This is a genomic window from Caballeronia sp. LjRoot29, assembly GCF_964252755.1.
Taxonomy (GTDB): domain Bacteria; phylum Pseudomonadota; class Gammaproteobacteria; order Burkholderiales; family Burkholderiaceae; genus Caballeronia.
The window spans coordinates 1-23,044 of the sequence record NZ_CAXUPU020000017.1 but is presented as its reverse complement, the minus strand read 5'-3'; the positions used below and the strand labels follow the sequence as shown (position 1 = coordinate 23,044).

Below are 23,044 nucleotides of genomic sequence, written 5' to 3'. Positions count from 1 at the left end.
TTATTTATCCAGCACGCGGCCATTGCGCACCATCGCTTCACCATCGAGGAACACGTCGCAATGTCGCAGCGGGATATCGATGTGACAGGTCGTCGTGCGCTTGCCGCCCGCTTCATTGTTCGGTCCCAGCGAGAACAGGAAGTTGCCCTCGAAGGCGCGTGCATCCATGCCGATGGTCGCCTCGCGATCGTATAAACCCAGCGTCGACCAGTGCGCACGAGGCTGCAGACCCCAACCGATGTGCGAGATCGCGTACGCCTCGGGGTCCATGAAGGTGGCCATGTACTCTTTGAGCAGGTCCGCATCCATACCGCCCTCGATCCGGGTGGCAAAACCATTCTCGACGGTCAGTTCAATACGGTCCTGAACGTAGCTCTTCTGCGGCAGCAGGATGTCGCCGCGGTCGATCACGATGCGCCCATAGGCACGACCTTCGTCCGGGAACGTCAGTGCAAAGCCGCTTGGCCAGTGATCCCACCGGCCCGGCTCGTCGACGAAACCGTATTCCGCAGTCGCCTCGAATTCGCCTATCGGGCAGTGAAAGTCCGTCCCGGCGGCCGAGATGATGTGCATCTCGCGGGCACGATTGATACGCGCCTGGGCAGCCAATACCCGCTCTCTATCGGCCAGACTTGGCACAAGCCGCGTGAGCACCTCGGGCGGCTCGACCGCGAGCAGAATCTTGGTGCCGGTCTTCAGGATGTCGAGCTGCTCGGGCGAGAACAGCAGCGTCATCAAGTCCAGCACTAGGTCGCTCGCCTTGAGTGCGGCGATCGCTGCAGGGTTCCCCGTGAGCGGCGTCGTGCCAAGGTACGCGAGCGGATCACGGCTGAGTGCCTTCTCGCCGTTCACCGGAGGCAGGTCTAGCCGGTTGACGATCGCGCCCATCGACTGCGTGGCGATCAGCGCGGTCGAGAGCGTTTGCGGGTGGGTCCCGGCACTCGTGAGAATCGTGACGGTCTGGCCCGCCTCGAGCCGTGAAAGCGTTAACACCTGCTTCCACGCTTCAATCATCTGGTAGTCGCTGACTGGCATAGAGGTCTCCTTAAAAAAGGTGCATCAGGCGAAGTGCTTCGCCAGTTCGTGCGGGCTCAGACCCGGGAGGCAGCCGGCGCCGGAAACGGTGCGCCGAGGAACTCGCCGAACGCGCGATAGAAGCCGGCTTCGTCGTCCCACGGCATCATGTGTCCAGCATCGGATACGTACGAGTGCACCATCTGCGGCACCAGCGTGCGGATCTCCTCGATGTCCTCGGGGCGAACTACATCGCCGCGTCCGGCGGTCATCAACATGACGGGCACGCCGACATGCGGCAAGTCAACATGCACATCGTCGGTATGAAAGCCTTCGAAGCTCGCGATCACCGCGCGCTCGTCGCAGGTGTGCAGCCACTCCGCACGCAGTTGCCTTTGCTCATCGGTCCAGGTGGGACAGAACGTGCGCATGCCTTCCGCATCCGTTCCTTCACGCGCCAGGCGCATCGAGTCGACGTACCAGGGCAACTGCGACGGATACGAACGGCGCCCCGGGCCCGACACCGGCGGGTCGACCATGACCAGCCGCGCCAGACCCTCAGGCTGCGTACGGGCGGCGCGTACGCCAATGCGTGCACCCATTGAATGGCCCACCACGCTGTAGCGTGTCAGCCCCAGCGCCTGGGCGAACGCGACTAGGTCCGCGGCCTGCGCGTCCAGGTTGTAGTCGAGCGTGTCCGATGCCGAGGACAGGCCCCGGCCGCGTATGTCGAGCACGTAGGTGTCGAATGTCGTGCCAAAGTGCTCGCCAACGAAACCCCACGTTACCGCGGGACTGGTGATGCCCGGCACGATGATCACGGGGTCACGCTCGGCCCGCGCACCCGTGGCGCCGCCGTAGCGCAGGTAGTGCTGGCGGATCCCGTTCGCGGGGACGTTGCCGCCATGGAGGAAGGTCGATGCTGCGCTCATACGGGTCCCGGATTGATCAAAGGTCGGCACGTTAGTAAGCACCCGACAGCAGCGCACCGGCACCCGGCACGACCGCTTCCAGATCGAGCTGCTTGAGCATCGCGTAAGTGGTCGCAATCGCGGCGGTGATGACCGGCTTGCCCGTCATCGCCTCGACCTTGGCCACCGCCGCCAGCGACGGCATCTGCACGCAGGCCGAGAGCACGATCGCATCGGCCTGCGATGTGTCCATCTGGGTCACAATGCCAGGCAAGAGCCTCGGGTCGTGGCGGCCCACATCGAGATTGTCGGGAATCTCGAGCGCACGGTAATCGAGCACCTCGTATCCTTCATTGCGGACATAGTCGACCACCAGTTCAGTCAGCGACTTCATGTAGGGCGCAACGACCACGATCCGCTTCGCGCCAATGACCTTCAGCGCATCGACGAGGGCGCCGGCGCTGGTGATGACCGGTGCCGTCCCGCCATTCTCGACGGTGCGCTCGTGCAGGCGCTTCTGCGATACGCGGTGATAACCATGCCCCATCGCCATGATCGCGACCAGACACGCGTAGCCCAGCACATCCACGCGCGCATCGCTCAGCTCGAGCGCACAGCGGTCCGACTCCGCATCCATTGCAGCCAGCTCTTCCTTGACCACTTTCTTCATGCGCATGCGGCTGGAATGGAACGTAAAACGCTCGGGACGGATCATCTGGCGGGCGAGCAGCATCGCCGGAATCTCCGTCTCCATTGTCGTGTTCGAACTCGGCACAATCTGACCAATTCGATATTGCTTTGTCATTGCTAACTCCAGATCAATTTGACGTTACGTACGGGTGCTCGTGGCAGCAGGCCCGGCATCACAGCTTGAAGATGCGTTCAGCGTTACCGTGGCATACAAGGTGTCTGACCTGGTCGTCGAGCGGCGCCTGCTCGATAAAGTCGGCAGCAGTCGCGGTCGATTCGTACGGGTAGTCCACTGAGAACATCACCGCCTCAGCACCCATTTCGCCAATCGCGCCAAGCAACGAAGGCGCCGAGCACACGCCGGACGTGGTGATCGTGATGTTCGTTCCGATGTACTCTGACGGCGCGCGCTCAAGACGAATTCCGTGCGAATAAACAGCGAAACGGCTATCAAATCGCCAGCGCAGATACGGCAAGCCTTCGCCCATATGGCCCAGGATGACCTTCAGCCCGGGGAAGCGGTCGAAGACCCCGCCGAAGAGGAGCCGCAACGCATGGCTGCCCGTCTCCACGCCCCACCCCCATGCGGCGCCCGTCAACTCGGGATGACCGTCGAACACCTTTGGCATTACATAGGCATCCGTAGGATGCAGATACAGCGGCACATCGAGTTCCTGCATCCGCTCCCAGAAAACGTCGTACGCGCGGTCGTCGTAGTACGTTCCCAGGGTGTGCCCATTGACCAGCGCGCCTTTGAAACCGTGCTCACGAACCGTGCGGGTCAGTTCGTCCACTGCGCCCGAGGGTGTGTGCATGGGCAGCGTGGCAAAACCGCCGAAGCGCGTCGGGTGACGTGCAATCTGTTTCGCCAGGAAGTCATTGCTTTCCCTGGCGCGGACGATTGCCACGGCCGGATCGGTCTCACCTTGCACGCTCGGCCCTGTCTGGGACAGGATGGTGTAATCGATCCCAGCACGGTTCATCTCGACGATTCGCTGTTCATCGAAATCAGTCAGGCGCGCGGCGAGATCGGCCAGTACGTCAGCCGCGATGTGCTGGGTAAAGCTTTTTGAATAGCCCTGGAAGCCGGGCGTCGAGAAGTGTTCTTCCAGTGCGATCTTGCGGATTCGATTACTCACGTGACACTCCAATTTTTCATCAGCATACTGATACTAAGGGCGCGACATAGCGTGCTCGGCGAACGAAAACCGCGTCGGCCACTATTGTCGCGACAACATTTATTCACCCCGGCCAAAGAGCCGTTTTATGCGGCCCCAGACGACACTCCACACCAGGCTGCCGACGTTGAACTTTGTGGACAATGCGCCGGAGTCGGATATCTCGCCGCCGCCAAGTTGCGCTGTGATCCGAGCGCCAAAGTCAGCAATCATCCGGCGAACGAAGTCTTTAACCAGGCCCGAGCGCGAGAACTGAGCCAGGGGTCCCTGCAACATATATTCGAGCGTGACTGCAACACGCGTCTGCGTCCCCTTCGCCTCATCGCTCAACGCGTAGGTCACGTCGCCATTTGCTTTCGAGCGGCTGATGTTGTCCTGCCCGGCCCCACGCATCACTGCACGGTGCCCGGCGTCATCGCGTTCAAGGCGCGCCGCGCCGGCGAAATTCGCTGACATCGGACCAAACTTGATGGCGATCTTCCCCTTCACCTTTTCCGAGTCGTGCTCGATCAATTCGGCGCCCGGAAGACACGCGGTAACAGATGGCAGGTCGCCCATGAACGCCCAGACCTTCTCGAGCGGAAACGGCACGACAAAGCTGTCGTCGATCGCGGTCCAGCCCTTGCGTGCACCCGTCGGCTGGACGTTTGAAACCGGCGACGCCGCATCATGCTGCGATGCGCGCGCAGGTGCATTCGAAGGGGTAGTGGCATTAGCCGCGAAGGTCTGAAACTCGACTGCTGCCTGCGGCTGGGCAACCGGTGCTGCCGCCTGTCGTACTGGGGCCGGCGGAGCGTCCGCTATCGGATTCTCCTTCAGCTCGACAAGCACGGCTTTGATCGCGTTGACGATACCGACGTACCCCGTACATCGGCACAGGTTTCCTGAGAGCTCGAGTCGAATGCGCGCCTCGTCAGCGTCAGGAAAGCGCCGCACGATATCGCGCGCGGTAATCAGCATGCCCGGCGTACAGTAGCCGCATTGCAGCCCGTGATGAAACGAGAAAGACCGGCGCAGCCGCTTCATTAGTTCATCGTCGTCGAAGCCTTCGATCGTACGAACCTTCCGATGATCACAGGCGACTGCGAACGTGATGCAGGAGCGCACCGGTTCACCGTCTACCAGGACCGTGCACGCGCCGCAAACGCCGTGCTCGCATCCAAGGTGAGTGCCGGTCAGGTTCTGATTGTCGCGAAGAAAATCGCCCAGATGCGTGCGCGCCGCGACATCGCCACGGATTGCCCGGTTGTTAATGGTAAGTTCAATGACGGACATGCAAATTCCTGTTGATTCCTGTTAACGCCCGGATGAACCGAAGGCTTGCGCAAGACAGCGCTCGACAGTCGCTACGTGCATGGATCGGTCGATAGCGTCTGCATTTGGCATCGCGTTCGCCACGCCCGCCGCAATCGCTTCCGCAGTCGCTGCGCTGGGGCCGTGTTGCGCGATTGACTGCGCGAGTGCTTCCAGCGCTGCCGGGGGACCGTCAAGCGCTCCAAGCACCACACGGGCCAAACCGGTTTGCGCGTCAAATGCGGCGGCCGCGCTTGCGTGAGGGAACTCACCCGTCTTGCGGCACAGCTTGTAATAGCCCCACCGCAAGGTCAGACCCATTTTTGGCAACAGAACCGCCGAGATGATCTCGCCCTCTTCCAGCAGCGTCGTAAATGCGCCCAGCATGAACTCGCTGGCAAGCACGCGGCGTGTACCGCTTGCCTTAGCGAGCTCGATCCTGGCGTCGAGCGTGGCAAGCGCCAGGGGCCAGTCCGCTGCAGGATCGGCGTGCGCCAAGCTGCCGCCGATGGTGCCTCTATTGCGAATCGCTCGATAGGCAATACCCGAGGCGACATACTGCATAAAACCGTTGCGCAAGAGCTCGTACTTGCCATCCTCGATTTCCGCATGAGTAATGGCGGCACCCACGCGAACCAGGTCACCTGAAACGGTCACAGTGGTCAGTTCATCGACACGCGATACATCGATCACTTTCGACGGCCTTGCGAGCCGGAGATTGAGCATCGGCCCCATGGACTGGCTACCTGCGATTGGTTTGACACCCCCGGCCGAATCGCCGAGCTCGCTGAGCGCTTGCGGCAGTGTCGTGGCCCTGACGTAATCAAAAGCGGCGGCTTTCATCGAATGACCTCGTGAACAGGTTCTGCAGCTGCCGCTGCCTTGGCTCGTGCAGCGGCCTTTGCCGTTTCAATGGCCGTGAGCAAGCGCCGCGGCGTGAGAGGTGTCTCGGAGACGAGTGCTCCCAAGGGACTCAGTGCGTCGTTCACCGCATTGAAAAGCGCCGCCGGAGGAGCAATCGCGCCCCCTTCCCCCACACCCTTCGCCCCAAACTCGGTATGCGGCGACAACGTCTCCATATGGATAATCGTCATCGGCGGAAGCTCCGTCGGCCCCGGCAACATGTAGTCTGCGAGCGTGGAGGTCAGAGGCTGGGCGTTCTCGTCGTACAGTGTCTCTTCATAGAAGGCAGTACCAATGCCCTGTGCCGTGCCGCCAATCGTCTGACCTTCGACAACCATCGGGTTGATCATTCGTCCGCAATCCTCAACAATTACGTATTCCAGGATCTCGACGTGACCGGTTTTTGTATCGACCGCGACGGCGGCCGCATGCGTTGCATAGCTGAACGCGCCGGTATCGACCTTCGGCTTGAAACCGTGAGTTGCCTCGAGCCCCGTTAAGTCGACGCCCTTAGGCAAACGTTCAGGCCGCAAGTACCAGGCGTGGCCGATATCCGCCAAAGAGACCCGTCCCGTTGCACCGACAACCTCGCCAGCCTCGAACCGGACTGCGTCCTCCATTTCACCAAGGATATGTGCGCCAATTTTGATCAGCCGCGGCACCAGCTCGCGACATGTTGCAGCCACCGCGCCGCCGGCCATGACAATGCTGCGCGATGCGTACGTGCCCGTTGAATAGGGTGTGAGCGCCGTGTCGCCGTGAATTACCTTGATCTTCTGGATGGGAACGCCAAGCACCTCGTTCGCGATCTGCGCCAACGTGGTTTCCATGCCCTGCCCATGGGAATGAATACCGGCGCGTACTTCGAGACCGCCGTCCGCGGTAATGCGCACGGTTGCCAGGTCGTAACCGGGAACGACGGGCAACCCCCACGATGCGAACACCGCCGTTCCGTGCGCCGACTGCTCGGTGAAGGTCGCAAAGCCGATACCGATCAACCGGCCGTCGGGCTCGCCCTTTTTCTGGCGCCGGCGCCATTTGGCAACATCGAGTTGATCGGCTGCGCGCTTCAGGCTCTCCTGGAAATCGCCGCTGTCGTAGTGCTTCTTGACGACGTTCGTGTATGGCATGTCCGCGCCGCGAACCAGATTGTCGTAGCGGACTTCCCAAGCCTCGCGGCCAACCGCCCGCGCAATGGCATCCATAGTCAGCTCGATTGCGAAACAGACACCCGTTCGGGCCACGCCGCGATAGGGCAGAAAGCCCGGCTTGTTGGTCGCGGCACACTGCGTACGGCAGCGATAACCGCTGAAATCGTAGGGACCAGGAAGATTGCCAAGCGCCTGTCCTGTTTCCAGTCCTATCGTAAAAGGCCAGGCTGAATAGGCGCCGCCGTCGATCAACAGGTCGCAGTCCAGCGCCAGGAGTCGCCCGTTCTGGTCTGCATAGGCCGTCAGTTCGTAATGATGCTGACGCGTGTTGGCGCCTGCGATCAGATGCTCACGACGGTCTTCGATAAATCGAAAAGGCCGCTTGTACGTGAGCGCGAGCCACGCAATGCAAAGCTCTTCTTGCTGGAGGACGCATTTGTATCCGAACGCGCCGCCAACATCGGGCGAAATCACGCGGACCTGAGCATGGTCGATTCCCAGGCATTGAGACAGCACCGTGCGGATCATGTGCGGCACTTGGGTCGACGTAATCACGACCAGTTGTGCCTGGGTATGATCCCAGTAGGCCAGCACCGCCTTGCCTTCCATTGGGACCATACACTGGCGCGCCAGATCGACCTTCTGCTTCACCACAATCGGAGCATCCTTCGCGCGTTCGTCAAAGTTGATATCCGCCTTGAGGTCGAGGAAGAGATTGTCGGTCCAGTGCTCATGCACACGGACATCGGTGCGCTCACGCGCCGCAAAGGCACTCGCAAATGCGGGCAGCTCATGCAGGTCCAGCTCGACCTCTTCCGCGATGTCCTCAGCCTCGGCGCGGGAACTCGCAAAACACATGGCGACGGGTTCGCCGACAAACCGGACCTTCCCCGAAGCAAGCGGGGGATGGGCAGAAGGCTTGTACGACGCCAGGCTGGAATCGGCCACAATGTCCGTGGCGGTATGCATGTCTTCCCGCACAATAACCTGGCCGGGGAAGCGCTCCGGCTTGCCGATGTGCTCGATACGCGCGTGCGCGAGCGGACTGCGCAAGAACGCGACTTCCTGCAGGTCAGGAAACGTATAGTCGGCGACAAATCGCCCTTTCCCATGCAAATGTCGCTCGTCTTCCCGACGCCTGACACGGGCGCCGACGCCGCCGCTTTCAATGGGCGCTTGCGTCGGTTCAGTGCTGTTCATATGCCTCTCCCAAGTCCGTAGCCCGCCAATAACATGCTCTGATCACGTCCATTCAAACAGGATAGGCCAGATCGTTTGCGATCATGGCAGTGTCATAAACAGCCTGTCGTTCCTTGAGAAGAATTTCAGCACCATTGCGCGCAAAACGATCAAAAAGCCGGCCGGCCTGATGCAACGTGGTCGCCCCTTCAACCAGCGTCTGCATCAGCATGTAGTTGCTCTGCGCCACGATCTCTTCATCGGTCACATCCAGAATGCGGACATTGGTGACGAAATGCAGCATCTGCCTGGGCGCGAACATCTGCGTTCTTGAAATGGCTACTGCACGGTCGCGGAGCATGTTCCGGCCTTCCGCGTATATCAAACCGGCCGGAAAGCCATGGGCAGCATTTTCATACTCGGTCACGCGGTAAACGCAGTTTTCCGTGAAAAATTCTGGCCACTGCTCAATGTCGCCACCGTCGAGCACAGCGCAATATTCAGCGTGAAAATCCTCCACGGCCGCGCGCGCTGCAAGCGCCTTGTCGTGTGCAATCGGTTTCTTGTCAAATCCTGGCAGCATTTAGAACCCCATTACTTCACGATAGTGCTTGTACATTGCACGAATGGCCGCTTCAGAGATCAGGCTATCCGCGGTTCCGATCTTCTCGCTGTCAAGCTTGAGAACGCTGCGGTCCGTGACGGAGCGGCGAACCCCTTCCTGAACAAACTTCATTGCTTCGTTATCCTCCAGACCCAGGAAACCCGCTGGTCCCATCAGGTTGCCCTGGCGCAGCCGATGGCGCGTGGTCTCTTCGGTGTCGTCTTCGTAGCCGAACATCGTCCAGAGCATGATCATGCTGTTCGGGCCGTTCGGGACAATATGCCGTACGCCCAAGGTGTTCATTTCGCGCTGGACAATCAGGTTTGGCCAGATCGTCTGCATGGTCACCGACCACTCGGAATCAAATTCCTTGACGTACTCAAGGAAGCGTTCGTCCTGCAGGACCATGCCCTCATGGAACGAGCGCATCTCCTTCTTCTTGTCGGCATCCACCGCGGCATAAAGGGATTCGCTTTTCGCCGATGCCATCGTCCCGTGCACGCCGCGCTTGCTGTCGGCCACCATCGCCGAGCGGTTTCCTGCAACCAGCAAGCCGAACACCACAAGAAACGAGTGCAGCAGGGTGGCGTGGTAGGGGTCCTTCAGATTCTCGTGATACATCTTCCAGTTGCACGGCAACTCGTTCTTGTAAAACCCGAGAATGCGCAGCTTCTTGCCGTTAAAGACCGTGTCAAAATCTTTCAGGATTTCGGGGGTCAGGTAATCTTCAATCGGCTCCATGTCGTGCGTGAACGAGGCGAAGACCACCCCATTGCGCGTGGTGATAGCAAGCTTCTTGAGACCGTGATCCTCGTTGCGGAAGTCGCGCGGCATCCCGCCGAGCTTGTTCACACCGCGTTTGAAGGGAATACCTTGCAGGTTCCCTTTCAGATCATAGGACCATTGGTGATACGGGCAAACAAATTCGGTATTGTTGCCGCGCGTGTGGCGGCAGAATTCGGCGCCCCGGTGGGCGCAGCGATTCTCGAACACGTGGATGGAACCGTCTTCCGCGCGCGACACGACCACCGGTGTCGGCCCCACATAAGAGCGCTTGTAGTCTCCGCTATTCGGCACCTCGGCCTCGAGTGCAACAAAGTTCCAGGTAGGGCCGTGAAAAATCCGTTCTACCTCGCGGGCGTAGACTTCATCGCTCGTATAGACCCAGTCCGGGATAGCGTGAAGGCCCTCTTGCGGCCAAACCAGTTGTTCAATGGGCTTATTTTTGACGCTCGGCGTACCGAGGCCAATGACTGTCTCTGACGAATACAAAATGCTCTCCTGGATACGTTATGAGTGAGCTTGCCGTTCAAGTTGTCGCAACTTGACGTTCGGGTCCGCGAGCGCCGTCGGATCGACCTGGTTCGCCTGCTCAACCAGACGACGAATTGCCCGCAGCTCACCTCCGTTATTTACCGCGAGTGCGTACACAATCGCGCTATCCCGCAAGCCCATGAGCAAGGTCTTGTCGATGGACGTGCGACGCTCGATCCATTGATCCACTGGAGCATCGAGCATCCCCAGCATCTGTACGTTCCAGTCGTACTGGTCTGTCCAGAACCAGGGACTTGGCCGGTACTCGAGCGACTCTCCCAACATGTTGCGGGCAGCCACAATCGCCTGGTCCTGCGCGTTCTGCCATGACTCCAGACGCAGACGCCGGCCGGACGCGCCAAACGGAAAATTCGCACAATCGCCTGCTGCATAAAAACCGGCGGCCGAAGTCTGGCAGCGCGCATCAACGTGGATGCCGTTGCCAGTCTCAAGACCGGACGCTCTGGCGAGCGTTTCATTGGGCTCCTGCCCAATGGCAACCACGACGAAATCAAAGCGCTCCGACTTATTCTCCGCGAATGTGAGAGTGACCCCGGACGCCTCTTCCGCCAAGGCAAACAGCTTGGCGCCGAGCGTGAACCTGACCCCGTTTTGTTCGTGCTTGGCGCGCAGACGCTCAGAGAATTCGCGCGGCAGCGCGCGTCCCAGCAACTGCTCAGCAGCTTCCACCACAGTGACGTCGATTCCGCGCGCCCTGGCACTGGCCGCGAACTCGAGCCCGAGGAAACCACCACCAATGACCGCCACCGAACGCGCACCAAGCATGCGCTCTCGTACTCTCATTGCGTCCTGCAGCGTGCGCAGCGTGAACACATGACGGCTGTCGGGCGTTCCGGGAAGCCGGCGCGCGCGCCCACCTGTCGTGATCAGACACTTGTCGAAGCTGATGCTTCGCCCACTTCGAAACGTCGCCGTGCGGTGCATCACGTCGAGGAGTTCAACGCTATCCGCGATCCAGTCGATATTGCTCGTCTCGTAGAAGTCGCTCGAATGCAGCCACGCGTTGAAGCAGTCGTTATCGTCCAGCGCTGTCAGCGTGGTCTTCGACAATGCCGGACGCTCGTACGGGCGGTGCTGTTCGTCACCGGCGAGCACTACCTTGCCGTTAAAACCTTGCGCCCGCAGCGTTTCGGCTGCGCGGCCGCCGGCTTGCCCCGCGCCGATGATCAAGATGGTTTCCACTTTTAAATTCCTGGCGTAAGTCAAAAGGCCGGCCGCTCAAAACTCGACCATCACGGCGCCCTTTTCTATCTGAACCCTGTAGGTCGTGATCGGCGCGGTCACGGGTGCGCAAAGCGCGGCACCGGTCTTGACATCGAATTTCCCCTGATGAAGCGGACACTCAATGCATCCGTCTTCCAGAAAACCGTCGCTGAGCAACGCGAACTGGTGCGTGCACACGTTATGCGTTGCATAGACCTCACCGTCCACCAGGTACAGGGCGATCTGTTCGTTCTCGATCGTCGCGGCATAAGGTTCATCCGCGTTCAGATCATCAAGGTTTGCTGCGAATTTGAGCGTCATTGCTTGGCCCGGTAATTTGATCAGTATGCTGATGATTTAATGGTAACAGCAATTCACCTGGAATCAATAAGGTCAAAACTATCGTTTACCCTTAAATAAGTAAGATGCACGCGGTCAAATTTGGCGGCCTGCGCGGCCCGTAACGTCAGCATCGGAAATCCCGAGCTGGAGTGTTGAAAAGTTGATCGACAGCTCTAGCTAGGCCGGCCATTCCCGAATCGTCCCGTCCACGTCCCGCAACATTAGCGATCAGCCTGCGCGGTCGCGTCCTGAAGCGTACTGAGCCATGACCTTTCCCTCATGCGAGCAACACAGTAATGTGCAATAGCACAAAGCGAACGGTCATCAGACTGAATGCGCCGACGACGGCAGAACTGGTTTGGTCGTCGTCGACCGGAGTCTCCGCGTCAGACTAGCGCCGGGACTGCGGCCTCCAAGTCCTCGCCTGGCCACTGACGTGGCAGTTTCAATCAACGCGGCCTGACAGCCTAATTGCGCTTAAAACTTGTGACGAACTGCGAGACAAACCGCGACTTGGTTCGAATTAGATGAAACACCGCAGCCCCCGGAATGCAGGCGCTGTCGAGCACCGTACCCTTCTTGTTCCCACCACCTTCTGATAGACAACCTGAAGAGAGAAATCAGTTCGCTTCGAGACGTTGTAATGAGCCATGAGCTCGGCAGTATGGTATTTCGGCTTGCCATTACCGAAGTTGCGTCCATGGTGGAAGCTGTATAGACGTCCTGCGCCCCGACGGAGAACGCAGGCATGAACTGATATTTGCCGTTCACTTTGTAGCTCTGGAACAGACGCAATGAGAGCATTCCACCGTTGATCGGCGTAATCGAACCGACATACGCTGACGTGCCGGTAGCTGAAGGCTGATCGACAGCTGTGTTTGTGTGCCGTGGCACGCGTAAGTTGCAGACGCAGGGCGATGCCGCTGTCGGGTTCTCCAGCTGCCGCTGCCAGTACGATGCGAGCACGCGTCACTATCGCAGCCGGAATCGAGCGAGAACGCGCTATCGACGTCAGTTGCGAGCGCTCATTCTCGCTCAACAGCAGTTCGGCCTTCGGCCGTCACCTGGGCATGTTGGCATCTCCCGTTCCGTTGCTACCAGCATGCCACGTGAATATCGATCGGTTTATAGATTAGTTAACGACGAAACGAAACGGAACCGAACACTAGCGAGAGTCGAACAGGGCAAGTCCCGAATCTCGCTTCCAATGCGGATACCCTACGTCCCTGCCCTGCTTGTCATTGGCACCCACGTGTCGTCCTTCACGCGATATAAAGTGGAGCTTGCATTCCTCAGGTCGCCATTTTTCTCGAACTGAATTTCTCCGGTGACGCCTTGGAAGTCGGTGGATTTGATTGACGTGTTGAAGACCGACGGCTTGACAGAATTAGCCTTCTGCATGGCCTTTATCGTGAGCGTGGCGGCGTCGTACGCAAACGGAGCGTACGACAACATATCGACGCCGTACGTTTTCTTGAAATTGGTCTGGAAGGCTTTGCCCAGCGCAAGGGTGTCAATGGGATGCCCATATTCCCACGCCATGGCGCCGTCCCCCGCGGGTCCTGCCAACTTGATGAAGTCGGCATCCATGACGCCTCCTCCGCCCACAAATTGCGCCTTCATCCCCAACTGCTTCATGCGCTTGACAACCATCGCCCCCTGCGCATCAAGCACACCGCAAAAGACCAGGTCTGCGTTCAGACTTTTTATATGCGTGAGCTGGGCGCTGAAGTCGACTGCTTTATCGTTGGTAAATTCCCGGTCGACGATCGTCCCACCGCTCGCGGTAACGGCCTTGACGAACTCGTCGGCCTCACCCTGTCCAAATGCTGTCCGGTCGTCGAGAACGGCAATCCGCTTGGCGTTCGAGACTTTCACCGCGTAGGCGCCTGCTGCGCCGGCGTTTTGAGCATCCGTCGCGATGACGCGGAAAACCGTGCTCAGCCCCGCCTCCGTGATCATGGGATTCGTGGCCGATGGAGTCAACATAGGGATTCCAGCCTTGGCGTAGATCTGCGACGCCGGCAACGTTGTACCTGAATTGAAATGACCAACCACAAATGCCACGCCGTCATCGACGAGTTGCTGGGCGGCCTGGACACCCAGACGGGGATCCGCCTGATCATCCTGCGACTCAACCTCGAAGCGAATTGGCACACCGCCTATGACCGGTTTGTGTGAATTTGCCTCCGCAACGGCCATTTTCACCCCGGCTTCGATGTCCTTGCCGTACACAGCGTTACCGCCTGTCATTGGCGCTGCAACACCAACTTTCACGACGGTCTCCTGAGCGTTGCAAACCGTGGCTCCTAGCAGCGAGAGGGCGCTCAGCGCAACCGATGACCGCCAGGCGAAAATGCGCGAATTCATAGCAATCCCCTAAATAACATTATGAAGTAATGCTACATATAACAATTGATCAACCGATCGGAATCCGCCAATCACGGATGTTTGGTTTCGTTGCAAATTCTCAATCAGTACACTGATCATATGGGTAAACTCCCCATACGAACGATTGGCCCAGAAAGTACAGAAACACGGTCCGCTTTTCGCAAGCGAAGCGTGAACTGAAATGCTCAGCACACTGACATATGACGTTGTATCCGGAAAGAATTTGCTTTGCAACAAGGATGTTCCCTATCATTCGTAACTCACAAATTGAAAGGTCTCAACGCCCTTTTTTGCATCCGGACTCCGGAACAAATAGAACGTGTTCGTCCGGTTTTGTCGGGTAGCTGGGCGCGGTCACCGGTTCTGTGCCGAAGTTTCGATATATTCGTCGCTGTTGTCCTACTCTGTCTTTGTGTGGGCGCCTGCGCTCGGGCACCGCAGCTTCGAACGCGCCAGATGAACACAAAATTAGTTGAAACATAGACACAGATTTAGTTGTATGAGCGGCGTTTGCACTCGAATAATTCCGCTAAATACGCCGCTATTAAGATAACTACCCTTATCCTAATAGCCCTTTTTTTTGCGCTAAACTCACACTCATGGAAACGCATGAGACTTTGCTCGGACCCCAATTAATCAGGCAATCGAGTGATTTGCCCGACGAAGACGCCCTCGCTGCCTTGAGGTCGTGGTATCAAGGCGTCCCCACACGTGATGCGGTCGTTCGATATCTTCCCCATTTGCACACACCCGGTGCTTCCGCTCGTAGCGTGATCAGCGGAATTCGACGCCAGCTCATCCGCTGTGCCCTCACCCGTCATCGCGACGACCTCGCTAAACTCTTTGCTCTGCGGACCGGCGAACGAGTCAAACACGCCCGGCATGTGGCCAAGGCCATTGAGGCGCTGCGCGTCGCAACAGTGGCGACGCCGTCGATCGCCGACGAAATCGAGCGCTGGCTGCCACCACGCGCTGTGCACGCACTTCACGCTCACGGCATCAAGACGCTCGCCGAACTGACACTGCGCATTCCGCGTCGCAAGCAATGGTGGACCGTCATCCCCAAGCTCGGGCAAACCAGCGCGCAGCAGATCGAGGCGTTTTTTGCTGCTCACCCGGCACTCACCGAACGCGCTCGCGCGTTGATCAAGTCAACGGGGTCCCCTATCGTTGTCCCTTGGGAAAACGTGCGCCTGCCCCATGAGATCGACGGATCCTGCGGCCTGTTCAGAGCACCGCGGGAAAGCTGTGCGCTCGATGCCAACAACGATTACGATGCGGTCCAGACGTGGTTGTCGCTGCATGAATCGCCGTCGACGCGGCGTAGCTATCGCAAGGAGGCAGAGCGACTGATTTTGTGGGCGATTGTTGAACGCGGGCGCGCACTTTCCTCTCTGACCACGGAAGACGCGATTGCCTACCGTGCATTCCTTCGCCGGCCTACGCCCCGCGACCGCTGGGTGGGACCGACGCGCGTGCGAACCTCCTCGCAATGGCGACCGTTCACGGGCAATCTCGCACCACGCTCGGTGGCCTATTCTTTGATGGTTCTGGGCGCGCTCTATCGCTGGTTGATCGAACAGCGTTATGTGCTGGCGAATCCGTTTTCTGGTGTGAAGGGCAAAGGTACGGAGCGCGCCGCGCTCGATGCATCGCACGCATTCACCGAAAGCGAGTGGACGTTGCTCAGGACAATTGCAGATGGGCTCGAATGGTCGTATGGCTGGAAAGCACCGGCCGCACAACGGCTGCGCTTTGTGCTGGATTTTGGATATGCCACGGGGTTGCGCGCAAGCGAGCTCGTGAACGTCACGCTGAAAGATATCCGCACCGATGCGCAGGGAGATCATTGGGTTGAACTCGTCGGCAAAGGCCAAAAAGCGGGGAAAGTGGCGCTGCCTCCGCTGGCTCGCGCTGCGTTAGAACGCTACCTGGTTGAGCGTGGTCTGCCCGTCTCACCAGAACGCTGGGCACCCGCGACAGCACTCATTTCCGACCTCAACGATGTCGACGCTAAAGGCTTAAGCACGGTGCGGCTTTGGACGGTTCTGAAGCGGTTCTTCGAGACAACGGCGACCCTCATCGAGACGGAGAAACCGGCATTCGCGGTGAAGCTGCGGCTGGCTGGCCCGCACTGGATGCGACACACGCACGCGACCCACGCGCTCATGCGCGGTGCGCAACTGACCTCGGTTCGGGATAATCTGCGTCATGCGTCTATATCGACGACATCCACCTATTTGCACAGTGATGAAGTTGAAAGGGCTCGACGGTTCCGGAATGCATTTATGGCGGCTTAGTACACTTCGCTCGATTCAACTCCTAAACTTTTCATGCCGCTCAACCCACAATCCTCGCTCATTCGGCTTTTCAATGCGCCCGTCAGATCCGGAGTGCTTATATGGATCGGCGTGCGGCCTGAGCGCCGCTTGGCCATGTGCCCCGTCGACGAAGCCATCCTGGATCCGCATGTCGGCATGGAAGGTGATCATTACAGTCGCGATGCAGGAATACGGCAAGTCACGCTCATTCAGGCCGAAAGTCTCGCGGCTATCGCAAGTCACCTTGGAGTGGAAACGCTCGCACCGGTGCTCCTGCGTCGCAATCTGGTTACGCGCGGCATCAACCTATTGGCGTTGAAAGATCGGAAGTTCCGCATCGGCGATGCGGTGCTCGAGATGACCGGCGAATGTCATCCCTGCTCCCGCCTCGAGGAAACCCTTGGCGTAGGCGGCTATAACGCGACGCGTGGTTTTGGCGGTATAACCGCTCGGGTAATCGCGCGGGGCCGCATTAGCGTAGGCGACGCAATGGTGCGCATTGATGAGTGATCCCGCAGCCGAAAAATAAGGAGAATCGTATGCGTGCTCACCCATCTAGGCTAGCAACGTCGAACTGATCTGGGCGATGTTGAATTTCTCAGCGGCCAAAGAGGTGAATGCCCTGCTCGAGCATATTCTTCTTCAAGCGCTGATAGCTTTGCCGTCATCTCTGATGACAGATTAAGAGCTCCTGACATATGCTAAGTCTTGGGGTCATGAAGCAAGTTCGGCAGACCGTTAGTTAATTTTTCAGGTGCGCCGCGAGTAAAAGCTCCCCTCGACTGGCCGTGATCGACCGAGGCTGTGTGAAAACGTCCAGCCCTGGCGAGTGGACACGAGGAAGGCGAAGGTGGAATCGACGACGTCCGCCATGTTCAATATCGGCTTCGCATGACAAGCTAACTTATGCCTTCATCGCTTGGATTAGCGCCGTCGTGCCCAAGATATTTACCGCTCTTTTCAAGTTATACGCTAATACGTGTAGGCTCCTTTCAGTTCGGACGCGTGGCAACGTCTCGGTCAGGAAGTGTGTTGAGCCCATCCATGCTTTTAGCATTCCGAATAGATGCTCGACGGTTTGTCGACGCAGCCGGGCTGCATGCGGTGTCTGGTCGAGTCGACGTTGCATGTCTTCCAACACCTTTTCATGCTCCCACCGCTTACCCCTTCGGTATGGACTCGGCGTGCACCGCGATTTCAACACGCATTTTGGACAGGCGGATGGCCAGTAAGCATGAAGCGTCAGACCATGCTCGACCGTTGTGAAGCGATGGATGGCTCGCTCGCCAGCTGGACAACGATACTCATCGTCCGATTCAACGTAGGCGAAGTCGCGTTTGTCAAAGCGGCCGTCAGCCTTGCTATTTGAAGTCAGTGGTTTGGGAACAAGGGGCTTGATGCCGTCCTGCTCACACTGCAATATTTGTTCGCTTGTGTAGTAGCCGCGATCAGCGAATACGGTCAATTGCTCTTCCTCAGTTGCAGTTCGCGCAAGCTTAGCCATTGGGGCTAGCTGCGCGTGGTCGTGTCCGACGTTGACGACCTCGTGGGAAACTATCATGTGGTGCTTAAGGTCCACCGCGGTCTGGACGTTGTATCCCACCATTCCTGTGCCTCGACCGCTTGTTGCCATTGAGCTAGCATCGGGGTCAGTGAGCGATATCTGACCGGCTGGAGCTGCGCGCATCTGCTTCTCGATCTCGGCGAGTTTCTGCATCTGTGCTTTGACTTTCAAAATCTTCTCTTGCAAGTGCGGGACTCGTCCCTCAGGCAGGCTCGTTGGCTCGCGATCAGCTCGGTCTAATTCATCCATATATCGAGCGATACTTTGCTCGAGTTGCTCCATGCGCGCCTGGAGCTTGCGGTCCGTGAAGTTCTTGTCGCGGTTGTTGACCGCTTTGAACTTGCTGCCATCAATGGCAACGCTCGCATCAGAGAAGAACCTCAACTGTCGGCAAAGAACTACGAACTCTCGGCAGACTTTGCGGATCGCATCGCCATTGTCTTTGCGAAAGTCCGCGATGGTTTTTAAGTCGGGCGCTAGCCGGCCCGTTAGCCAAATCAGTTCGAGGTTGCGCTGCGTTTCGCGCTCAAGACGGCGGCTCGATTGGAGCCGGTTCAAGTACCCATAGATATAAATCTTGAGAAGGGTCGCCGGGTGATACGGGGTCGACCGGTGGTCGCCGGCGCCGCACGCGCAAAGCCCAAGCTCACCAGGTTGAGTTCATCGACGAATACGTCAATCACACGTACTGGATTGTCCGCATCGACATAGTCGTCGAGGGATTCAGGTAGCAGTGCGAATTGATGACGTGCGGTGCTTTCGACGAATCGCTTCATGAGTCACCTAACCTACACGCGTTGATTCAGTTTAGGTGATAAATGCGTTTTCACACAGCCTCGACCCACAAGAGACGGTCAACTTTCCAGACAGCGGTCTTTGGTAACTTCGACAAGTGAGAGGGTGCGCGACACGGTTCGCGCCTCAATCTTCCAAATTCAGCGTTCAAGCGTTGTCCTGCCTGCCAAGTCAACGGGAAAAGAACCTCAAGAAAGTGCATTGGCGGCCGTTAATACAATCGTCGAGCAATCGAAGTTCACGATGGACAGTTCAACCTACGGCATACCAATGAAGAACAAAAGACTGGCCTGCGTTCTCGGACTAACGTGCACATTGCTCGCGGGATGCTTAACAACGATCCCAAAGATTGACGCGCAGCATTCTGGAGGCGTCCAGACGAAACAAGCGATTTCAGACGGAATTCAACCGCCGAAAATCGATGCGAACGGGAACCTGGTGACCCCGTGGGTCCGGAATTCGATGATGTCGGCATTTTATATGCGAGCCGCCCACCTCGGGATTAAGATCAATCCGACCGGTGTGCCAGTAACTATTCACATTACAAGCGTCAGAAGTAGATCGGACACCGCTCGCATACTTTTAAATTTTGTCGATGGTGCCGATAACCTTGACGGCGTCGTCGAAGTCGGCGATGCGAGTTTCACGATCCAAGAGGACACGTGGCTATATTGGCCAATTACGAACTGGCGTTCGATCGAAGAGGTGTCTAATGCGGTAGGTGAGCAGGCGGCGAACGGAATCGCGTTGATCGCTGGACTGCCAATCGAAGACTGACTCAGGCCGGACGTCATCATATTGACTGCGACACGATAGCTTCGCGCAAACGGGCGCAAGATGCAATCGACAGGCGCTACATTGTCGGCAATTTAGATAGCCTTGTCGAATGGCTGAAATTGGCCGGACCCGGTCCGACGTCGAATCGGCGAAAAGAGATCGGGTCAACGGATCTGCGTTACGTAGAGTCGACCGGCACTTTGTCAAAACGCGTGGCGCTACGACCTAGCTATAAAGTCGGCTTGTAAGAACGCTCAATAGGGGTCGTAACCCTCCGGGTAGGGTGAATCGACCGCCTGAAACCTAGTGTTTTTGAATTTGACACAACCTCGACCCACATGTAACGGTCGTGGCGATCGATATCGGACATTGAAAGGTTTCCCGGCAATGATGCGCGGCCAAACCGGAGAGCCCCTTTCGCCTTGACGAGAGGCGCAGAGAGTCAACGGAAAACTTATCCGAAAACCCGAACCCATGCCGTCCGAAGACGTCGCGCGTGGTCTTCGAAGAGATACGAGGCAGCCAGCGCAAAGAGACCTGCAATAACACCCGTTACGATGTGCTCGACGTAGGGAATGCGGTAGTGACTCGCATGGGAAAAGGCGTCGCCTACCGTTGTCAGGATGCCGACGACCAGCGAATTGCCGTATCGATTCGTGTAGAGCTTCGCCGCGGGCGTGAAAGTCAAAAAGACAGCCAGGAGTCCGGTGAGCAGACCTGTGTGGAATGCAATCGTCCAGTGGCCAAGGCTCATAATATTGCCCCAACTCCCCGGCATGCAGGTCATGCATGCACTGGTCGGCTGCCAGAAACGCTGGATAAACAGCCGGAAGCGGAGCTTCCACTCAGCTGACATGACGTATTTCCGATTAATGCCGTTTTAACGGCAGGAGCACTATAGATATCGCCGGAGCAGCTTCCAGTCTTTTAACCAGTTTGCCGCCCTTGTCATGGATGCGTTAGATCCGCACACTGTCAACGCGCGGTAGTAACCTGGACATGGTGAAATACTACACCGTGAATGGACGACCGCCGTTTCAACCGTGACCGAAATTCGGGCCGCCGCGTTCGATGCGACGCCATCGATGACGGCTCGAACGAGCGCTCCACGCGAAGTTAGGTTCCGAACTTGACCCTTGCGGGTCGATCGTCATCGAACGCATCCGATGTTCGCTTGCGATATACAAAGGCCATTCGGTTCTCGGATCCGTCCGGCGTCCAGCCAGTGGTTGCGGCGGATCAATGCCGTTGATCGCGGCAACCCAGACCTTGGCATTCTCAGTCCGCCGTATGATCCGCAAACTTTTGATAAGCCCGATCAACCAGAATTGCCTGCCGCCCCTGTTGCCGTCTTATTGTCACGATGCTATAAAGCTGTGTCGGAAAAGGCAGACTTGGTTTGGTAAGCCCAAGTCCTTTCGGTAACGAAAGCTCTGGTCTTTGGCCTCGCGCACAAGATTCCCACGACGAACATTTGACGCTGCATTGGCGTCTGAACGTTCGTCCGTGTGGATCTCAACCGAGAAACGCTCCGGTCGGACTTCGACATAGGAGCAGTTTATGCGCACACATCATTCAGATATCTACGACGTTGTAATTGCCGGGGCCGGTCCCGTCGGCCTGTTTCTCGCTTCCGAGTTGCGCCTGTCTGATATCTCGGTCCTGGTGCTGGAGCAAGCCGAAAGCCCGCATTCCACTTTAAAGCGCCTTCCATTCGGCATGCGCGGACTCTCGGCGCTTACCCTTGACGCGCTACATCGCCGAGGACTGCTGGACGAGGTAGTCGCGATGCAGCGTGAAAGCGATGCCGCAGGCAAGACAGCGAGCACCCCGCATTGGATGGGACAGCAGCGCCGAGCGGCCGGCCACTTCGCTGGCATCCAGTTCTATCGCGACAATATCGACACCTCAAAGTGGCCGTATCGCCTGCCAAGCCCGGCCGGCACCAGCATGGCGATCGCAGTAGAAACACTCGAAACCGTCTTGGCCAACCGCGCTATTGCGATGGGCGTTAAGATCCGGCGCGGCTTAAGCGTCGACGCAATTCATGCTTCAGACGACGAGGTGAGCGTCCATGCGGGCGGCCAAACTTTTGTCGGACAGTGGCTTGTCGGTTGCGATGGTGGCCGCAGCGCAATACGCAAGGCGGCAGCGTTCGAATTCGTTGGCACCGATCCCGAATTCACCGGGTATTCCGTCGAAGTCGAATTGGCTGACCCCGAGGCACTTCGACCCGGTCGGCACCACACGCCGACCGGTATGTTCACCTATGCGCAGCCCGGCACCATCGCGATGGTGGAATTCGATGGCGGCATCTTTCACCGGATCCACCCAATCACGCTAGAGCACGTGCAAGCGGTGTTGCGCCGGTTGTCCGGCACGGATATCACCCTGACGAAACTTCAGCTCGCTACCACTTGGACGGATCGCGCTTTCCAGACGACGACCTACCGCAAAGGGCGCGTGCTGCTAGCGGGCGATGCTGCGCACATCCATTCTCCATTGGGCGGTCAAGGGCTCAATCTGGGTCTGGGAGACGCGATGAACCTGGGCTGGAAGCTGGCATCGACTATCCGCGGCGACGCGCCGAGCGATCTCCTCGACAGCTATGAGCGGGAGCGGCATCCGGTGGGAGCAGACGTTCTCGACTGGTCGCGCGCGCAGGTTGCACTTATGCGCCCCACGCAGAGCACGCGCGCGCTTTCAGCAGTCATCCGTGATTTGATCGAGACCCGCGATGGCGCAACCTATTTCGCTGAGCGTGTGTGGGGCGTATCGCTGCGCTATGACCTTGGCTGCGACCATCCACTGGCCGGCCGCAGCGCGCCTGATTTCGAGCTAATTGACGGAACTAAGATCGGTAGCCAGTTGCGCGATGGCAAGGGCCTGCTCCTGCAGTTCGACTCGAGCGCGTCGCTTCAGGCGCTTGCAAGCGGTTGGCGAGAGCAGGTTACCTATGTCGCGAGCGATGCCAAGGAACGGCTGGGGTTGAGCGCTGTACTGCTGCGTCCTGACGGATTTGTCGCTTGGGTGAGTGAAGCAACTCCTTGCGTCAAAGAATTTGCCGTAGCCTTGACGAGATGGTTCGGCGGATCCAGAGATGCGGTCGGATCCGCTTAATCGATAGCGTCATCGGCATGGCCGCTTTACCTGATACATCAGCCGTTCGAATGTCGTTTCGATCGTCCGAGCAGATGTCCCTTCATGGCCGATAGCGCCAGTTCAATTAAGGCCCCTGAAGCCTGCATCGCGGAGACTGCGACGAGCTCGCCAACAACCGCAAAGGCCGATGACCGGCCGAGAGGCGCGAAGACATGGATTACGAACACCCCCCGCGCCTACCCACGCGAGGTGAGTAAATTTATGGCCCGATGCCAGCAGATCGGTTTCACG

At 58.3% G+C, this 23,044-nt stretch carries 17 protein-coding genes and 2 pseudogenes; 4 read left to right on the top strand and 15 right to left on the bottom strand.

From position 1 onward, the window contains the following. The 13 genes and pseudogenes from ACSQ83_RS19090 to ACSQ83_RS19030 all read right to left on the bottom strand — a co-directional run bounded on the left by ACSQ83_RS19090 (position 1) and on the right by ACSQ83_RS19030 (position 14,173). The gene (locus tag ACSQ83_RS19090; protein WP_436229210.1) at positions 1-1,035 is read right to left on the bottom strand and encodes a 2,5-dihydroxypyridine 5,6-dioxygenase; all 1,035 of its coding nucleotides are present in this window, start codon (positions 1,033-1,035) and stop codon (positions 1-3) included. Positions 1,036-1,091: 56 nt separating this feature from the next. Then, positions 1,092-1,946, bottom strand: coding sequence for an alpha/beta fold hydrolase (locus ACSQ83_RS19085; RefSeq protein ID WP_436229209.1), 855 nt, complete (start codon positions 1,944-1,946; stop codon positions 1,092-1,094). Positions 1,947-1,977: 31 nt separating this feature from the next. Continuing rightward, the gene (locus ACSQ83_RS19080) at positions 1,978-2,730 is read right to left on the bottom strand and encodes a maleate cis-trans isomerase family protein (RefSeq protein WP_436229208.1); all 753 of its coding nucleotides are present in this window, start codon (positions 2,728-2,730) and stop codon (positions 1,978-1,980) included. A gap of 58 nt (positions 2,731-2,788) precedes the next feature. Further along, positions 2,789-3,754, bottom strand: a complete 966-nt coding sequence (locus tag ACSQ83_RS19075; protein WP_436229207.1) for an amidohydrolase family protein — start codon at positions 3,752-3,754, stop codon at positions 2,789-2,791. 99 nt (positions 3,755-3,853) lie between these two features. Further along, entirely contained in the window at positions 3,854-5,068 is a 1,215-nt protein-coding gene (locus ACSQ83_RS19070) for a xanthine dehydrogenase family Fe-S subunit (RefSeq protein ID WP_436229206.1), read from the bottom strand. A 21-nt stretch (positions 5,069-5,089) separates the two neighbouring features. Beyond that, positions 5,090-5,929 carry an FAD binding domain-containing protein gene (locus tag ACSQ83_RS19065; protein WP_436229205.1) on the bottom strand — a complete coding sequence of 280 codons (840 nt, stop codon included), beginning with the start codon at positions 5,927-5,929 and terminating at the stop codon, positions 5,090-5,092. Beyond that, positions 5,926-8,340, bottom strand: a complete 2,415-nt coding sequence (locus ACSQ83_RS19060; protein ID WP_436229204.1) for a xanthine dehydrogenase family protein molybdopterin-binding subunit — start codon at positions 8,338-8,340, stop codon at positions 5,926-5,928. The genes ACSQ83_RS19065 and ACSQ83_RS19060 overlap by 4 nt, the downstream gene beginning before the upstream one ends. Before the next feature lie 52 nt (positions 8,341-8,392). After that, positions 8,393-8,902, bottom strand: coding sequence for an aromatic-ring-hydroxylating dioxygenase subunit beta (locus ACSQ83_RS19055; protein WP_436229203.1), 510 nt, complete (start codon positions 8,900-8,902; stop codon positions 8,393-8,395). Then, on the bottom strand, positions 8,903-10,195 hold the full coding sequence (locus ACSQ83_RS19050) for an aromatic ring-hydroxylating dioxygenase subunit alpha (protein ID WP_436229202.1): 1,293 nt from the start codon (positions 10,193-10,195) through the stop codon (positions 8,903-8,905). It abuts the gene before it with no gap. A gap of 18 nt (positions 10,196-10,213) precedes the next feature. Then, entirely contained in the window at positions 10,214-11,440 is a 1,227-nt protein-coding gene (locus ACSQ83_RS19045; protein ID WP_436229201.1) for an NAD(P)/FAD-dependent oxidoreductase, read from the bottom strand. Between the two features lie 36 nt (positions 11,441-11,476). Next, complete coding sequence (locus ACSQ83_RS19040) at positions 11,477-11,782, bottom strand: non-heme iron oxygenase ferredoxin subunit (RefSeq protein WP_436229200.1); 306 nt, start codon at positions 11,780-11,782, stop codon at positions 11,477-11,479. Between the two features lie 886 nt (positions 11,783-12,668). Next, positions 12,669-12,848: pseudogene (locus tag ACSQ83_RS19035) on the bottom strand (IS630 family transposase); the annotation flags it as partial. 173 nt (positions 12,849-13,021) lie between these two features. Continuing rightward, entirely contained in the window at positions 13,022-14,173 is a 1,152-nt protein-coding gene (locus tag ACSQ83_RS19030; protein ID WP_436229199.1) for a branched-chain amino acid ABC transporter substrate-binding protein, read from the bottom strand. A 620-nt stretch (positions 14,174-14,793) separates the two neighbouring features. Here ACSQ83_RS19030 and ACSQ83_RS19025 point away from each other — a divergent pair. Further along, the gene (locus ACSQ83_RS19025; protein ID WP_436229198.1) at positions 14,794-16,494 is read left to right on the top strand and encodes a phage integrase family protein; all 1,701 of its coding nucleotides are present in this window, start codon (positions 14,794-14,796) and stop codon (positions 16,492-16,494) included. Between the two features lie 135 nt (positions 16,495-16,629). Continuing rightward, on the top strand, positions 16,630-17,025 hold the full coding sequence (locus ACSQ83_RS19020) for an MOSC domain-containing protein (RefSeq protein WP_436229294.1): 396 nt from the start codon (positions 16,630-16,632) through the stop codon (positions 17,023-17,025). 394 nt (positions 17,026-17,419) lie between these two features. On the opposite strand, the pseudogene ACSQ83_RS19015 reads toward ACSQ83_RS19020, so the two are convergent. Next, a pseudogene (locus ACSQ83_RS19015) lies at positions 17,420-18,855 on the bottom strand (IS1182 family transposase). A gap of 124 nt (positions 18,856-18,979) precedes the next feature. Here ACSQ83_RS19015 and ACSQ83_RS19010 point away from each other — a divergent pair. Beyond that, a complete protein-coding gene (locus tag ACSQ83_RS19010) occupies positions 18,980-19,651 on the top strand; it encodes a hypothetical protein (RefSeq protein ID WP_436229197.1) in 672 nt (223 codons plus the stop codon). Positions 19,652-20,105: 454 nt separating this feature from the next. Here ACSQ83_RS19010 and ACSQ83_RS19005 read toward each other — a convergent pair whose 3' ends face one another. Then, positions 20,106-20,507, bottom strand: coding sequence for a hypothetical protein (locus ACSQ83_RS19005; RefSeq protein WP_436229196.1), 402 nt, complete (start codon positions 20,505-20,507; stop codon positions 20,106-20,108). A gap of 704 nt (positions 20,508-21,211) precedes the next feature. Here ACSQ83_RS19005 and ACSQ83_RS19000 point away from each other — a divergent pair. Continuing rightward, on the top strand, positions 21,212-22,771 hold the full coding sequence (locus tag ACSQ83_RS19000) for an FAD-dependent monooxygenase (RefSeq protein WP_436229195.1): 1,560 nt from the start codon (positions 21,212-21,214) through the stop codon (positions 22,769-22,771). Positions 22,772-23,044 lie beyond the last annotated feature (273 nt).